The sequence below is a fragment of the Mycobacterium sp. 134 genome (assembly GCF_048282715.1).
GTDB classification, from domain to species: Bacteria; Actinomycetota; Actinomycetes; order Mycobacteriales; family Mycobacteriaceae; genus Mycobacterium; species Mycobacterium septicum.
Window position 1 is genome coordinate 5203600 of sequence record NZ_JBLVUN010000008.1, and the last position, 14514, is coordinate 5218113.

The 14514-nt window shown below is 68.9% G+C and carries 14 protein-coding genes and 1 pseudogene; 1 reads left to right on the forward strand and 14 read right to left on the reverse strand.

Annotated features, from left to right (window positions below; genetic code table 11):
- Window positions 1-112: 112 nt before the first annotated feature.
- The 13 genes from groL to ACNQVK_RS29730 form a co-directional block, all read right to left on the reverse strand.
- Entirely contained in the window at window positions 113-1732 is a 1620-nt protein-coding gene (gene groL / locus ACNQVK_RS29670) for a chaperonin GroEL (protein WP_409550309.1), read from the reverse strand.
- A gap of 96 nt (window positions 1733-1828) precedes the next feature.
- Window positions 1829-2131 (reverse strand): co-chaperone GroES, encoded by a 303-nt coding sequence (gene groES, locus ACNQVK_RS29675; protein ID WP_036390082.1) that lies wholly within the window; start codon window positions 2129-2131, stop codon window positions 1829-1831.
- 177 nt (window positions 2132-2308) lie between these two features.
- Entirely contained in the window at window positions 2309-2758 is a 450-nt protein-coding gene (locus tag ACNQVK_RS29680; protein WP_418032380.1) for a nuclear transport factor 2 family protein, read from the reverse strand.
- Window positions 2759-2763: 5 nt separating this feature from the next.
- On the reverse strand, window positions 2764-3198 hold the full coding sequence (locus ACNQVK_RS29685) for a hypothetical protein (RefSeq protein WP_418032381.1): 435 nt from the start codon (window positions 3196-3198) through the stop codon (window positions 2764-2766).
- The gene (tsaD, locus tag ACNQVK_RS29690) at window positions 3195-4217 is read right to left on the reverse strand and encodes a tRNA (adenosine(37)-N6)-threonylcarbamoyltransferase complex transferase subunit TsaD (protein WP_418032382.1); all 1023 of its coding nucleotides are present in this window, start codon (window positions 4215-4217) and stop codon (window positions 3195-3197) included. The genes ACNQVK_RS29685 and tsaD overlap by 4 nt, the downstream gene beginning before the upstream one ends.
- Window positions 4214-4675, reverse strand: coding sequence for a ribosomal protein S18-alanine N-acetyltransferase (gene rimI / locus ACNQVK_RS29695; protein WP_418032383.1), 462 nt, complete (start codon window positions 4673-4675; stop codon window positions 4214-4216). Before rimI ends, tsaD begins: the two co-directional genes overlap by 4 nt.
- Window positions 4672-5310, reverse strand: a complete 639-nt coding sequence (tsaB, locus tag ACNQVK_RS29700) for a tRNA (adenosine(37)-N6)-threonylcarbamoyltransferase complex dimerization subunit type 1 TsaB (RefSeq protein ID WP_418032384.1) — start codon at window positions 5308-5310, stop codon at window positions 4672-4674. Before tsaB ends, rimI begins: the two co-directional genes overlap by 4 nt.
- A complete protein-coding gene (tsaE, locus tag ACNQVK_RS29705; RefSeq protein ID WP_418032385.1) occupies window positions 5307-5774 on the reverse strand; it encodes a tRNA (adenosine(37)-N6)-threonylcarbamoyltransferase complex ATPase subunit type 1 TsaE in 468 nt (155 codons plus the stop codon). The genes tsaB and tsaE overlap by 4 nt, the downstream gene beginning before the upstream one ends.
- On the reverse strand, window positions 5767-6855 hold the full coding sequence (locus ACNQVK_RS29710; protein ID WP_418032386.1) for an alpha/beta fold hydrolase: 1089 nt from the start codon (window positions 6853-6855) through the stop codon (window positions 5767-5769). The genes tsaE and ACNQVK_RS29710 overlap by 8 nt, the downstream gene beginning before the upstream one ends.
- Window positions 6852-8021 (reverse strand): alanine racemase, encoded by a 1170-nt coding sequence (alr, locus tag ACNQVK_RS29715; protein WP_418032387.1) that lies wholly within the window; start codon window positions 8019-8021, stop codon window positions 6852-6854. The genes ACNQVK_RS29710 and alr overlap by 4 nt, the downstream gene beginning before the upstream one ends.
- Before the next feature lie 69 nt (window positions 8022-8090).
- Window positions 8091-9473 (reverse strand): glutamate decarboxylase, encoded by a 1383-nt coding sequence (locus ACNQVK_RS29720; protein WP_418032388.1) that lies wholly within the window; start codon window positions 9471-9473, stop codon window positions 8091-8093.
- A 15-nt stretch (window positions 9474-9488) separates the two neighbouring features.
- Window positions 9489-10901 (reverse strand): NAD(P)H-hydrate dehydratase, encoded by a 1413-nt coding sequence (locus tag ACNQVK_RS29725; RefSeq protein WP_418032389.1) that lies wholly within the window; start codon window positions 10899-10901, stop codon window positions 9489-9491.
- Between the two features lie 124 nt (window positions 10902-11025).
- A complete protein-coding gene (locus ACNQVK_RS29730) occupies window positions 11026-12432 on the reverse strand; it encodes a PLP-dependent aminotransferase family protein (RefSeq protein WP_418032390.1) in 1407 nt (468 codons plus the stop codon).
- 99 nt (window positions 12433-12531) lie between these two features.
- Between ACNQVK_RS29730 and ACNQVK_RS29735 the strand changes: the two are divergent.
- Window positions 12532-13320, forward strand: a pseudogene (locus ACNQVK_RS29735) (DMT family transporter); the annotation flags it as partial.
- A gap of 35 nt (window positions 13321-13355) precedes the next feature.
- On the opposite strand, the gene ACNQVK_RS29740 reads toward ACNQVK_RS29735, so the two are convergent.
- The gene (locus ACNQVK_RS29740; protein ID WP_418032391.1) at window positions 13356-14435 is read right to left on the reverse strand and encodes a zinc-dependent dehydrogenase; all 1080 of its coding nucleotides are present in this window, start codon (window positions 14433-14435) and stop codon (window positions 13356-13358) included.
- Window positions 14436-14514: the final 79 nt, after the last annotated feature.

Here is a 14514-nt window from a genome sequence, read left to right on the forward strand (position 1 = left end):
ATCGGCTTTTCGCCGGAAATCGCGATCTCAGCGCACACTCGGCGCGCGGTGGGCCAACTCAGACGAAAACACCCCCGGCCCAACAGGACCGGGGGTGTTTCGCGGGTACTGCTTAGTGAGCGTGGCCGTGATGGCCGTGCCCGTGATCTTCTTCCTCGGCCGGCTTGTCCACGACGGCCGTTTCGGTCGTCAGGATCATGCGCGCCACGGACGCGGCGTTGAGCACCGCGGAGCGGGTCACCTTGACCGGATCCACGATGCCCTCGGCGACCAGATCGCCGTAGGACAGCGTGGCGGCGTTGAAGCCCTGCCCGTTGGACTGCTCGCCGACCTTGTTCACCACAACCGAACCGTCCAGGCCGGCGTTGGTGGCGATCCAGTACAGCGGAGCCGACAGTGCGGAGGAGAACACGTCGACGCCGAGAGCCTCGTCGCCCTTGAGCTCGCCGCGCAGCTTGTCGAGAGCAGAGCGAGCCTGCACGAGTGCGGCGCCACCACCGGTGACGATGCCCTCCTCGACAGCAGCCTTGGCCGCCGCGACGGCGTCCTCGACCGCTTCCTTGCGCTTCTTCAGGTCGGTCTCGGTGGCCGCGCCGACCTTGATCACCGCGACGCCGCCGGACAGCTTGGCCAGCCGTTCCTGCAGCTTCTCCCGATCCCAGTCGGAGTCGGTGGTCTCGATCTCGGCCTTGAGCTGCTTGACGCGGTCGGCGACCGCGTCCTTGGAGCCGCCGCCGTCGACGAGCACGGTGCTGTCCTTGGACACCACCACGCGCCGGGCGGAGCCCAGCACGTCCAGGCCGGCCTCACGCAGCACCAGACCCACGTCGGGGTTGACGACCTGGCCGCCGGTGACGACGGCGAGATCGTCCAGGAACGCCTTGCGACGATCGCCGAAGAACGGCGCCTTGACGGCGACGGCCTTGAGCGTCTTGCGGATGGCGTTGACGACCAGCGTGGACAGGGCCTCGCCCTCGACGTCCTCGGCGATGATCAGCAGCGGCTTGCCACTCTCGGCGACCTTCTCCAGCAGCGGCAGCAGGTCGGGCAGCGAGCTGATCTTGTCGCGGTGCAGCAGCACCACGGCGTCCTCGAGCACCGCTTCCTGGGCGTCGAAGTCGTTGACGAAGTAGGCCGAGATGAAGCCCTTGTCGAAGCCGACGCCCTCGGTGACCTCGAGCTCGGTGTTCAGCGTCGAGGACTCCTCGATGGTGACCACACCGTCGTGACCGACCTTGGTCATGGCCTCGCCGACCAGCTCACCGATCTGCTCATCGCGCGAGGACACTGTGGCGACCTGGGCGATGGCGGTCTTGTCCGACACCGGGGTGGCGGCGGCCAGCAGGGCCTCCGACACCGCGTCGGCGGCCTTGCCGATACCCAGACCCAGAGCGATCGGGTTGGCACCGGCAGCCACGTTGCGCAGGCCGGCCTTGACCAGGGCCTGTGCCAGCACGGTGGCGGTGGTGGTGCCGTCGCCTGCGACGTCGTTGGTCTTGGTGGCCACCGACTTCACCAGCTGGGCGCCGAGGTTCTCGAACGGATCTTCCAGGTCGATCTCCCGGGCGATCGTGACACCGTCGTTGGTGACCTGCGGGCCACCGAAGGCCTTGGCCAGCACCACGTTCCGACCGCGCGGACCCAGCGTCACCTTGACCGCATCGGCGAGCTTGTCGACGCCGGCCTCCATGGCCCGGCGCGCAGTCTCGTTGAACTCAATCTGCTTGCTCATAAGTCTCTTTCATGACTCCTAACGCATACCGCCCCGGAAACCGCCCGTGCTGAACACGGGGATCTCCGGGGCGGTTACACGAGGTCCTTTACGGAACTACTTTGCAACGACAGCCAGCACGTCGCGTGCCGACAGGATCAGGTACTCCTCGCCGTTGTACTTGATCTCGGTGCCGCCGTACTTGCTGTAGATGACGGTGTCGCCCTCGGCAACGTCCAGGGGGATCCGCTTCTCGCCATCCTCATCCCAGCGGCCGGGGCCAACTGCGACGACGGTGCCTTCCTGCGGCTTTTCCTTGGCGGTGTCCGGGATGACCAGACCGGAAGCGGTCGTGGTCTCGGCCGCGTTGGCCTGAACGAGGATCTTGTCCTCGAGTGGCTTGATGTTGACTGCCACGATGGAAGCCCTCCACTTTTCGGGGTGTGGATCCGGGGGGATCCCCAGATGCCGGTTACCAGGTGTTCGGCAAGCGTCCGTGCCCTCGCTCCGTCGTCGCGGGTGCCGGCGCTGGGGTTAGGCCGCATGCCACCTAGCACTCTATACATGCGAGTGCTAGCACTCAAGGGTGGCCTCTGATTACCGGCTGAATGCGCTCGGATCCATCATGAGGTGGTCAGACACGTTCCCGACCATCTCCACGTCGACTTTGCGCTCGGTGAAATACCAGCCGTTTTCGTCACGGGCGAACACGTCGGCGTAGCGGCCGACCACGATCGGTTGCAAAGGAACCGTGACCGGGCCACCGGGGACGTGCTGCACGACCACGAACGTCGAGCGGGCAGTGGCACGCCCGCCGTCGATGGCGACGATCGGGTTGAGCACCAAATGCCTGGTCCGTGGGGTGTTGCCGTGCTCGGGGAACCGACGCGTCGTCGAGGCGAACAGCTTGGCGATCGCCGACGCTCCTGCCACCCCCATGAACACGCCGCGACCGAGCAGCCCCCCGACCCCGTCGAAGTCGCCGGCGTCGATCAGCTCGGCATAGCGGTACAGCAGCTCGGTGACCTCAAGCTTGTCCTCGTACATCCCACTCACTCCTCCTGTGCCCGCCGGAAGTAGGCATTGGCCTCTGGCGTGTACATAAACCACAACGCCACCAGTACCGCACCGATATGCACGATTCGGACAACGGCCACCGTCAGGGTCGGCGCATCGGCGGCTGCGAAGAACTCGCCGGGCGCGTGGCCGGCGGCCCACCATGTGACCGGCTCGATGAGCAACGAAAGCAGGCCGAGGCCGCCGAGCGCGATGGTCAGCACGATCCGGGCCCATCGCCGGCCGTGGTACAGCTGCGCGATGACGGCGATGGCGGCCAGGTAGATCGCGGCTCGGATCGGCAACTGGACGGCAATGTCGTAGTCGGGCGCGGTCGACGCCCGAATCGCTGTCTCGACCACTCCGGCGGCCACCGCCACCAGCCAGCACCCGACCGACCGCCGCACCGTCGCGGCGGCCGGTTGGCTCACGCCACCTGCCCCTTGACCACCGGCAGGCCCGGATCGCTGGCAGCATCCAGCGGCGACGGGTCCGCGCCGGCGGCGATCAGGTGCGCGGCGAACGAGGCGATCATCGCGCCGTTGTCGGTGCACAACCGCGGCCGCGGCACCCGCAGGGTCAGCCCTGCCGCCGTGCAGCGTTCCTCGGCGAGTTCACGGAGCCGCGAGTTGGCCGCCACGCCGCCCGCGATCAGCAGGGTGGACACCCCGAGGTCGGTGGCCGCCCGCACGGCCTTGGCGGTCAGCACGTCGGCGACGGCCTCCTGGAAGCCGGCCGCCACATCGGCCTGTGAAGCTTCCGGGTGCGCCTCGACGTAGCGGGCCACCGCGGTCTTGAGACCGGAGAAGCTGAACACGTACGGGTCGTCCCGCGGCCCGGTCATCCCGCGCGGGAACACGATGGCGTCGCGATCACCGGTGCGGGCCAGCTCGTCGAGCACCCGACCGCCCGGATAGCCGAGCCCCAGCAGTCGGGCCACCTTGTCGTAGGCCTCACCGGCGGCGTCGTCGACAGTGCTGCCCAACTCGATGATCGGCTCCCCCAGCGACCGGACATGCAGCAGATGGGTGTGCCCGCCCGAGACCAGCAGACCGACACTCTCGGGCAGCGGCCCGTGGTCGTACACGTCGGCGGCCAGGTGCCCGCCCAGGTGGTTGACCCCGTAGAACGGGACGTCCCATCCGGCCGCGTAGGCCTTGGCGGCGGCCACCCCGACCAGCAGCGCGCCGGCCAGCCCGGGTCCGATGGTGGCGGCGACGACGTCGGGCCGCTCGATGCCCGCGGTGTCCAGGGCCCGGCGCATCGTCGGCCCCAGTGCCTCCAGGTGCGCGCGCGAGGCGATCTCGGGAACGACCCCGCCGTACCGGGCGTGCTCGTCGACGCTGGAGGCGACTTCGTCGGCGAGCAGCCGAACGGTCCCATCCTCGGCGAGGTCGGCGATGCCGACTCCCGTTTCGTCACAAGAACTTTCGATGGCCAGGATGATCACTTCGGGTCCCCTTGGGGAAGGCGTTGCATGGTGTAGGCGTCGGCCCCGCTGACGCGGTAGTACCGCTTGCGCAGGCCGATGTTGACGAATCCGACGCTCTCGTACAGCGCGATGGCCGGTTCGTTGTCGGTACGAACTTCCAGGAAAACCGTTCCGCCCGAAGCAAAGTCGAGCAGTTCGTCGAGCAGCCGACGCCCGATCCCCTGCCCCTGGAACTCGGGGTCCACACCAATGGTGTGGATCTCGTACTCGTACGGGCGCATTCGGCCCAGCCGGGAGATACCGGCATAGCCGACCAGCACGCCCTCGCTGCGAGCCGCGATGTAGCGATTGTGCTTGGCGTCGAGTTCGGCCAGGAACGCCCGGGCCGGCCACGGGTCGTCGCCGACGAACAGCTTGGCCTCCAGCTCCGCGCACCGGGCGGCGTCCGCGCGGGTCAGCGCATCGAACACGGTCATTTCCGTGCTGCCACAGACGGTTTGGCGTCGGGCCGGCGCAGATACAGCGGCACCAGCGGCTGCGGGTCATCCCAATCGACGACGGCGCGCACCAGGCCCGCGGGCGTCGGGTACACCACGTCCAGCCGGGGCAGGGTGAACAGTGCGGCGTGCTCGGGCGAACCGGCCACCGCGGCGACCGAGCTCTGCAGCACGGCCGCCACATCGGCGGGTGCGTTGACGGAGGGCCCGTCGACCCGGACTCCGTCGCGGTAGTGCGCCCAGTACACCTCACGCCGCCGCGCATCGGTGACCACCAATACGTCGCCGTCGGTGTGGATTCCGATGGCGTCCAGGCTGCACACCCCGTGCACCGGAACGCCCAGCGCATGAGCGAACGCCGCCGCGCTGGCCATCCCCACCCGCAGCCCGGTGAACGGGCCGGGTCCACAGCCGACGACGACCGCGTCGAGGTCGGCAACCGTGATCCCGGCATCGGCCACGGCGCCGAGCACGTTCGGCGTGAGCTGTTCGGCGTGGGCGCGGGCGTCCACCGTCACCCGTTCGGCGAGGGTTTCGACCGTGCCGTCCTCGGCACGACGGACGACGCCGGCACTGACCGCCGGGGTCGCGGTGTCGATGGTCAACACGATCATGGGGCGCTCCACTGCCAGATCACCGTGCGCGTCTCGGTTTCGGTGTCCCGCTCGATACGGATGTCCAGGTGATGTTCGGAAAGACGTTCGGCCAGACCCTCGCCCCACTCGACCACCACCACGGCGTCGTCCAGATCGGTGTCGAGGTCGAGCGCGTCGAGTTCTCCCAGCAGGTCGACGCCGGGATGGTCGAGCAAGCGGTACATGTCCACGTGCACCATCGCCGGACGGCCGGCCTGGCGGGCGCGATGCACGCGGGCCAGCACGTACGTCGGCGAGACCACCGGTCCGTCCACATCCATGGCCTGTGCGATGCCCTTGGCCATCACCGTCTTGCCCGCCCCCAACGGGCCGGACAACACCACCACGTCACCGGCCGCCAAGCCGGCGCCCAGCGTCGCGCCCAGGGCAATGGTGTCCTCGGTGGTGGCCAGCTGGGCCGTGCCGGCGGTGCGTTCAGCCACGGAACCGGACCCGGTCGCGGACCCGGCGGGTCAGGGTGACCAGTTTGGAGGGGGTGGCCCGCTGCACGAGACGGACCAGTGCGTCGTCGATCACCACGGGCTCCTCAAGCTGGACCAGATGACCCGCTCCCCCGACGATCACCAGTTCGGAGCGGGGTAGCTGTGCGGCCATGGCCTTTGAGTATTCCATTGGGGTGAGCAGGTCACGGTCACCGCAGGCGATCAGTGTCGGCACTTTCGCCAGCACCCGCAGAGCTCCGGCCTCGTCGTGGACCTCGAGGGCATGCAGGAACCCGACCAGCGTGGTGATCGAGGTGCCGTGCATCATCCGCTGGGAGAACTCGACCACGCTGGGGCTGACCGCCTCGTCGCCGTAGGACGCCGCGCGCAGGACCGGCCCGATCACCGACCGGGCCGCACCGCGGGTGCGATGCACCGCGCCGGGGGCATAGCGGGCCAGGAACCGCGCCGCCTCCAGCGCCGGGTTACGCAGGATCTCGCCCAACGGCGAACGAGCCACACCCTCGACCGCCGAGGAGATCACCGCGGCACCGACGATCTGTTTCGGATAGCGGTGCGGGAACTGCCGCGCATGCGAGAGCACCGTCATACCGCCCATCGAATGGCCGACCAGCACCGCGGGCCCACGCGGAACCGTCACAGCCAGAACGGCTTCCAGGTCGCGGCCGAGTTGCTCGACGGTGTAGGTGTCCGGCGACGCGGCCCCGGACTGACCGTGGCCTCGCTGGTCGTAGAACACCATCCGCACCTGCGGGCCCCACTGTTCGGCCAGCCGGGTGCGCTGAAAGTAGAAGGCCCCCATGCGCAGACAGAAGCCGTGCGCGAACACCACCGTCAGCGGTGCGTCGTTGGGACCGACCTCACGAACCGCCAGCGGCACCCCGTCCTCGGTCGTCACCACGGAACTGCGGTCGGCATCGAGGCGCTCGAAATCCTCACCCAGGTAAGGATCCTCGCCGGACCTGCGGCGGGTCAGCGACCGCGCCACCGACCTGCCCGCTACCGTGCCCACAGCGGTGAGCCCGGCGGCACCGGCCAGCCACTGAGCATTGCGACTCAACGCCCGCGACCTGCCTGCAGATAGGTGCGGGCGATCCGCCCGCGCGGGCTGGTGACCACCTCGTAGTTGATGGTGCCGAGCAATTCGGCCCAATCCTGGGCGGTCTGTTCGCCCTGGGTGCCGGGGCCGAACAGGATCGCTTCATCACCTTCGGTGACGTCGGTGCCGCCCGGCCCGAGGTCGACGACGAACTGGTCCATACAGATCCGTCCGACAGCCGGGCGACGCCTGCCGTTGATCAGCACCTCGATCTTCCCGCTCAACGAGCGGAAGATGCCGTCGGCATAGCCCACCGGAAGCAGCGCCAGGGTGGTGTCCCGGTCGGCGATCCACCGGTGACCGTAGGATACCCCGTCGCCGGCATGCACCGAACGCACCAGCGCGACAGGGCATTTCAACGTCATGGCGGGAATCAGCCCCATGTCACCACGCTCGGGGATGGGGCTCAGGCCGTAGACCGCGAGGCCGGGCCGCACCATGTCGAAAGCCAGATCCGGACGGGTCATCGCGGCGGGCGAATTGGACAGGTGGGCGAGCTCGAACACCACGCCCTGGGCGGCGGCCTGCTCGCGCATCGTGGTGAGCCGCTTGCCCTGCAGGTCGTTGAACGGATTGTCCGGCTCGTCGCCGTGCACCAGGTGGCTCATGATGCCGCGCACCTGGATGGCGCCGCCGGCCTGGGCGCGGCCCAGCGCGGCGATCACGTCTGGGAAATCGGCGGGGCTGACGCCGTTGCGGCTCAGCCCGGTGTCGACCTTCACGGTCACGGTCGCGGTGCGGCCGGTCTGCTGCGCGGCCGCCACCACATCGCCGAGCTGGCGCACCGAGGACACCGCGACCTGCACATCGGCCTCGAGCGCCGGGGCGAAGTCGGTGCCCGGTGGGTGCAGCCAGCACAGCACGGGAGCGGTGATCCCGCCGGCCCGCAGCGCCACCGCCTCGGCGATGGTCACCACCCCGAGTTCGGCCGCACCGGCGGCCAGGGCGGCCCGGCCCACCTCGACGGCGCCGTGCCCATAGCCGTCGGCCTTGACCACTGCCATCACCCGGGCGCCGCCGGCATGTTCGCGCAGCAGGCGGACGTTGTGGTCGATCGCGCCGAGATCCACCATCGCCTGCGGCGATGCGTGCGGGTTCAGCGATGTCTCGAGTTCGGTCGTCTGCATGTCATATCACCGCCGACCATTGTCCCAGAGCCAGGTATCGGGGCAGATCAGCGGACCGGTAGGCCCCTTTTAGTGCGCAAACGGCTGCAGGTCGTTGAATGCTCCGCTCGGCTTCAGCTTGTCGAGTCGCTGGAGCACGGTGATCGTGTCCTCCTTGAGCGCGCGGGCCAGATCGGCCGAGAACCCCTCGCGCACGACGACCCGCAGCACCACGACGTCGGTGGCGCCCTCGGGCATGGTGTAGGCCGGCACCTGCCAGCCGAAGGAGCGCAACCCCTCCGACACATCGAACTCGGTGTAGCCCGGCTTGCCCTTGAGCCGGAAGCTGACGACGGGGATGGCCGAACCGTCGGTGATCAGCTCGAAGTGCTCACTGTCGCGCAGCTCGTCCCCCAGCCAGCGCGCTGTCTGCGACAGGCACTGCATCACCTGGGTGTATCCGGCCTGGCCCAGCCGAAGGAAGTTGTAGTACTGGCCCACGACCTGGTTGCCGGGCCGCGAGAAGTTGAGGGTGAACGTCGGCATGTCCCCGCCGAGGTAGTTCACCCGGAACACCAGGTCTTCGGGCAGGTACTCCTTGCTGCGCCACACCACGAACCCGATGCCCGGGTAGGTCAGCCCGTACTTGTGGCCGCTGACGTTGATCGACACCACGCGGGGCAACCGGAAATCCCACTCCAGGTCTGGGTGCAGGAACGGGACGACGAATCCGCCGCTCGCGGCGTCGACGTGCACAGGAATGTCCAGGCCCTTGTCCTGAGCGAGCTGGTCGAGCGCCGCGCAGATCTCGGCGATCGGCTCCAGCTCCCCGGTGTAGGTGGTGCCCAGGATCGCGACGACGCCGATGGTGTCCTCGTCGACCGCGTCGAGGACCTGCTCGGGGGTGATGACGTAGCGCCCCTCCCCCATCGGGAGGTAGCGCGGCTCGACATCGAAGTAACGGCAGAACTTCTCCCACACCACCTGGACGTTGGAGCCCATCACGAGGTTGGGGGTCCGCCCCTTCCAATCCTTACCGACCTTCTCGCGCCACCGCCATTTCATGGCCAGGCCGCCCAGCATCACCGCCTCGCTGGAGCCTATGGTCGAGACTCCGCATGCGGCCGACGAATCCTCGTCGCTCAGGTCCTCGGCGTGGAACAGGTCGGCGACCATGCTGACGCAACGCGCCTCGATCGCGGCGGTGGCCGGGTACTCGTCCTTGTCGATCATGTTCTTGTCGAACGTCTCGGCCATGAGCTTCTCGGCCTCGGGGTCCATCCACGTGGTGACGAACGTGGCGAGGTTCAACCGCGAACTGCCGTCGAGCATCAACTCGTCGTGGATGAAGCGGTACGCCGCATCGGGATCCATCGACTTGTCAGGCAGGCGCAGCGACGGAACCGGGGACATCGCCAACCTGCCGGTGTAGGCCGGCGAGATGTGCGGGGTGCGAGGGTGCTTGTGCGGCATGGAGATCCTTTTCTTCTACAGCGCGGCGATCGCGGCGCGGACATGGGCGAGGATGCGTGACGCCGAGGTCGGCGCCGGATTGGGACCGGGATCGGCCGCCGACAGGTTGGCGGCGCGGGCATGGACGAAGGCTGCCGAGGCAGCGGCTTCCCCGGCGGGCAGTCCGGCCGCCAGCAGGGCACCGATGATCCCGGACAGCACATCGCCGGATCCGGCTGTGGCAGCCCAGGATTGGCCGGCCGGGTTGAGATAGGTGGTGTGCCCGGGCGAGGCGATGACGGTGACGTTGCCTTTGAGCAGCACGGTGGCGCCGAGTCGCTCGGCCAGGCCGCGGGTGGCGGCGACGCGGTCGGCGCCCGGTGGATCACCGGCCAGCCGCTGGAATTCGCCGGCATGCGGGGTGAGCACGGTCGGCGCGCTGCGCCCACCAAGCAGCCCGGGGTCGGCGGCCAGCAGCGTGAGAGCGTCGGCGTCGACGATCACCGGCAGATCGGATTCGAGCGCGAACCGCAGTTCAGCCTTCGCCGTGTCGTCGGTGCCCAGTCCGGGCCCTACCACCCAGGCCTGGACCCGGCCGGCCTCCTGCGGGCTGGGCGCGGCGATCACCTCGGGCCAGTGCGAAAGCACCTGCGATCCAGCACTTCCCGCATACCGGACCATGCCGGAGGTGGCGGCCACCGCGGCTCCGGTGCTCAACACCGCCGCCCCGGGATAGGTCGCCGAACCGGACAGCACACCCGTCACTCCTTGGGTGTACTTGTCGTCGTGCGGGCCCGGGATCGGCCAGTGTGCCCGGACATCGGCCACCTCGAACCGGGCCAGGTCGCTGGGTGTCAGGTCCAGGCCGATGTCGATGAGCTCGACGCGACCGCATTCGCCCAGTGCGTGTACAGGTTTCAGACCGCCGAACGTGACAGTCAGGGCGGCACGCACATGCGGGCCGTCGGCGGCCCCGGTCTGCACGTCGAGGCCGCTGGGGATGTCGACGGCGACGACGGGTGCGGTGTTGGCCTCGAATACCGCCGCGGCGTTGGGACGCAGCGGGCCGCGCCCGGAGATACCGACGACACCGTCGATCACCAGATCGGTTGCTGCGGCGATTCCGGACACCACGCGGCCTCCGGCGCGGCGGAAGGCGGCCAGGCCCTTGGCGTGAGTCTTGTCCGGATTGAGCAGGACGGCGTCGGCGGCCGCTCCGCGGCGGCGCAGGAACGTCGCCGCCCACAGGGCGTCCCCGCCGTTGTCACCGGAGCCCACCACCGCACAGATGCGCCGCCCCGCAACGCCACCGGTACGCAGCTTCAGTTCGGTGGCGATCGCCGTCGCCAGCCCATAGGCGGCACGGCTCATCAGCACACCGTCGGGCAGCGATGCCAGCAGTGGGGCCTCGGCGGCACGGATCGCATCGGCCGAGTAGTAGTACCGCATCAGCTCCCGTTCTACTCGAGATGTGTTCGACTTTGCCGCGCGCCAACAGGTTACGTGTGTTTGCTCGGCACGTCACCGAAAGTGACGCTATGGCTGCTGCCGACGCGCGGGAACGACCACTGCGTCACTTTCGCGCGATCCGCGCGATGGTGGCTGCGGCTTCGCGCAACCGGTCGGGTGGATGCGATGCGTACCCGAGGACCAGGCCGGGTGGTCCGGGTAGCCGCCGGTGCCACGACACGGGATGCACGAGGACACCGGCTGCACGCAGATCGTCGGCCAGCGCGGCATCGTCGACGTCCCCGGGCAGCGTGACGAGCAGGTGCAGGCCGGCGGCAACTCCGCTCACCTTCGCCGCGGGCATCGCGACCGACAACACGTCCAGCAGGGCGTCGCGACGGGCGCGGTGCCGCGTGCGCATCAGTCGGACATGCCGGTCGTACTCGCCCGATTCCAGCAACCGGGCGAGCACCAGCTGCGGCAGGGTCGGGCTGCCGAGGTCGGTGGCATGCTTGGCCGCGACGAGCTCGGGATGACGTCGCGAGGGCGCAACCACCCAACCCAGCCGCAGCGCGGGCGCCAGGCTCTTCGAGGTGCTCCCGGCATAGGCGATGCGATCGGGCGCCGAAGCGTGCATGGCTGGAACCGGTGCCCGGTCATAGCGATATTCGGCGTCGTAGTCGTCTTCGATGATCAGCTCCCCGTCCCACTCGAGCAGCTCCCGGCGCCGGTGCGGGCCGAGCACCACGCCCGTCGGGAACTGATGCGCCGGGGTCAAGAAGACCGTGGGTGCGCCGGTGGCGGCCAGGTCGGTGACGAGGATGCCGTCGTCGTCGACGGGGACAGGCAGCGGGCGCAGACCCCAGTGCTCGAGTTCGTCGACGGCCCCACGCGAGCCAGGATCCTCGACCGCGATCGTCTCGAGCCCTTCGCCGCGCAACTGCTGGGCAAGTAATGCGACGGCTTGCGCGACGCCGGCGACCACCAAGATGTCGTCAGGAACGATGCGCAGTCCGCGGGTCCGGCCGAGCCATGGCGCGAGGGCCGCCCGCAACCGCGGATGTCCCCGGGGATCTCCGTAGCCGAGGTCTTCGGACGAGGCCTCGGCCAGCACCGCGCGTTCGGCGCGCAACCAGGTGCTGCGCGGAAATGCCGACAGGTCGGGCACACCCGGCGAGAGGTCGATGCCTTCACCAACCGGCAGTCGGGGGCGCGGCAGACGTGCCACCAGCGACCCCAGCGGCGCCGCGCGAGGCTGTCGGACCGGCTGCGCGAGAACGTGGGTGCCCCCTCCCGCGTGCCCGCTGACCAGGCCCTCGTCGGCAAGGCGCCGGTAGGCCTCGACGACCACCCCGCGGGATACGGCGAGTTCGCCGGCCAGCGCCCGGGTCGGCGGAAAGCGGGTGCCCGGGGTGAGCCTCCCGTCTGCGATCGCGGTGCGCAGCGCATCCGCGAGCCAGTCGGTGAGTCCGCGCGCCGGGGCGGTCGCCGGGTCGAGCTGCAGAAAGTCCGCGCCCGCGATTTGGTCCATGACAGATGTCCAAACTTGGATCTACTTGTTGGACCATATTGGCGCCAGCCTGGGAGCATGTCCAGCCCCACCCGTGCCGGTCTGTCCGGCGCACTCGGCATGACGTTCGTCGGCGGCAGCGTGGCCGTCTCGGGTGCGCTCACCGACGCACCACTGCACACCGCGCAGGCACTGCGCTACGCCGTCGCGTGCGTGCTGCTGCTCGCGTGGGTCCGATTGACCGGCCGGCCCCTGCGTCGCCCGCACGGCACGGAGTGGCTCTGGCTGCTGGGCGTCACCGTCACCGGTCTGGTGTTGTTCAACGTGGCCCTCGTATACGGATCGCGCCATGCCGAGCCCGCGGTCCTGGCAGTCGCGGTGGCGTGCGTGCCGTTGGCACTGGCGACGATGGGACCGCTGCTGGAAGGTCGCCGGCCGCGGAGGCGCGTGCTTGCCGCGGCCGTCGTGGTCAGCGCCGGGGCGGTCATCGTCGAGGGACTGGGCCGCGCCGACGCCATCGGACTGCTCTGGGCAGTGGTCGTTTTCGGCTGCGAGGCCGGCTTCACGCTGCTGGCGGTGCCGGTGCTGTCCTCACATGGTGCGGCCGGAGTATCGGTGCACACCACCTGGATGGCCGCCGCGATATTCGGCGTGCTCGGGCTGAGCACCGAAGGGTGGAGAGCAGCAAGCAATCTCGACACCGGCGAGATTGCGGCGATCGGCTACCTGACCGTCTGCGTCACCGCCGTCGCGTTCGTCCTCTGGTACACCTGCGTGCGCACACTGGGCGCCGGGCGGGCCGGCCTGCTCACGGGAGTGGCGCCGGTGGCGGCCGCCGTGATCGGCATACCCGTCACCGGAGCGATTCCCGGCACGGCGGTCTGGGCCGGCATCGGCCTGATCGCCTGCGGGCTGGCTTTGGGTCTGGGCGACGGACCGCGCCGTCAGACCGAGGCTGTGGCGGCGGCAGGCTCGACCGTCACCTTGATGGCCTCACCGTTCTGCACGATCGAGAACGCGTCGAGCACATCGTCGAGCGGGATATGGCGCGTGATGAGGTCCTTCACCGGCACCTGACCGGTCGAGATGTACTGCAGCGCACGCTTGTTGTGCTCCGGTGCGGAGCCGTTGGCACCGTGGATGTGCAACTGCCGGTAGTGCACCACATTCGAATCGCATGTGATGGTCGGGTTGGTCTTGGGCAGTCCGCCGAAGAAAGAGATGCGCCCGTTCCGGGCCGCCATGGCGATGGCCTGTTCCTGGGTGACGTTGGCCGCCGTGGCGGTGATGACGACGTCGGCGCCGCGGCCGCCGGTCAGTTCCATCACCTTCTCGACGACGTCGACCTCCGCCGCGTTGATCACCTCATCGGGGTGCACGGCGTCGGCAGAGATCTTGAGCCGACTGGCGTTCACGTCGACGAGATAGACCGGGCCGCAGTTGTGTACACCGCGCGCGATGCGGATGTGCATGCAACCGATGGGGCCGGCACCGAACACCACGACGGTGTCGCCCTCCTCGATACCGAGCAGATCCTGCGCGTTGATCGCGCACGCGAACGGTTCGGCCGCCGACGCCTCGTCGTAGCCGACGTTGTCCGGAATCCGGTTCAGCCCATCGACTTTGAGCACCTGACGCGGAACGATCATGTACTCGGCGAACCCGCCGTCGTACTGGTAGCCCATCGAGGTCTGGTTCTGACACACGGCCATCCAGCCCTTGCGGCACTCATGACACTCTCCGCACGGGACCGCCGCGATCACCTGAACTCGGTCGCCCTCGGCCCAATCGGTGCCGTAGGAGGAATTCACGTCGGCACCCACCTCGACGATGTCACCGGCGATCTCATGGCCGATGGTGCGCGGTGGGGTCAGGTTCTGGTGCCCGTTGTGCAGGATCTTGACGTCGGTGCCGCAGGTGGAACAGTTGCGCACTCGGATCTTCACCTCGTCGGGGCCGCACTGCGGCTCCGGCACATCCTCCAGGCGGACGTCCTCTGGGGCGTAGTAGCGCAGGGCTTTCATGGCGGTCCTCTCGACTCACAGGGACTAGGTCACCGGGTTGGTATCAGCACCCTAACGCCAATCCGGTCACAAAACCACA

What these genes read in the sequence shown, in the direction of transcription:
- ACNQVK_RS29720 (WP_418032388.1), bottom strand. Translation starts at nt 9,473, where the DNA reads ATGCCGCACAAGCACCCTCGCACCCCGCACATCTCGCCGGCCTACACC.
- ACNQVK_RS29740 (WP_418032391.1), bottom strand. Translation starts at nt 14,435, where the DNA reads ATGAAAGCCCTGCGCTACTACGCCCCAGAGGACGTCCGCCTGGAGGAT.
- ACNQVK_RS29725 (WP_418032389.1), bottom strand. Translation starts at nt 10,901, where the DNA reads ATGCGGTACTACTACTCGGCCGATGCGATCCGTGCCGCCGAGGCCCCA.
- tsaB (WP_418032384.1), bottom strand. Translation starts at nt 5,310, where the DNA reads ATGATCGTGTTGACCATCGACACCGCGACCCCGGCGGTCAGTGCCGGC.
- groL (WP_409550309.1), bottom strand. Translation starts at nt 1,732, where the DNA reads ATGAGCAAGCAGATTGAGTTCAACGAGACTGCGCGCCGGGCCATGGAG.
- ACNQVK_RS29730 (WP_418032390.1), bottom strand. Translation starts at nt 12,432, where the DNA reads ATGGACCAAATCGCGGGCGCGGACTTTCTGCAGCTCGACCCGGCGACC.
- alr (WP_418032387.1), bottom strand. Translation starts at nt 8,021, where the DNA reads ATGCAGACGACCGAACTCGAGACATCGCTGAACCCGCACGCATCGCCG.
- ACNQVK_RS29680 (WP_418032380.1), bottom strand. Translation starts at nt 2,758, where the DNA reads ATGTACGAGGACAAGCTTGAGGTCACCGAGCTGCTGTACCGCTATGCC.
- rimI (WP_418032383.1), bottom strand. Translation starts at nt 4,675, where the DNA reads ATGACCGTGTTCGATGCGCTGACCCGCGCGGACGCCGCCCGGTGCGCG.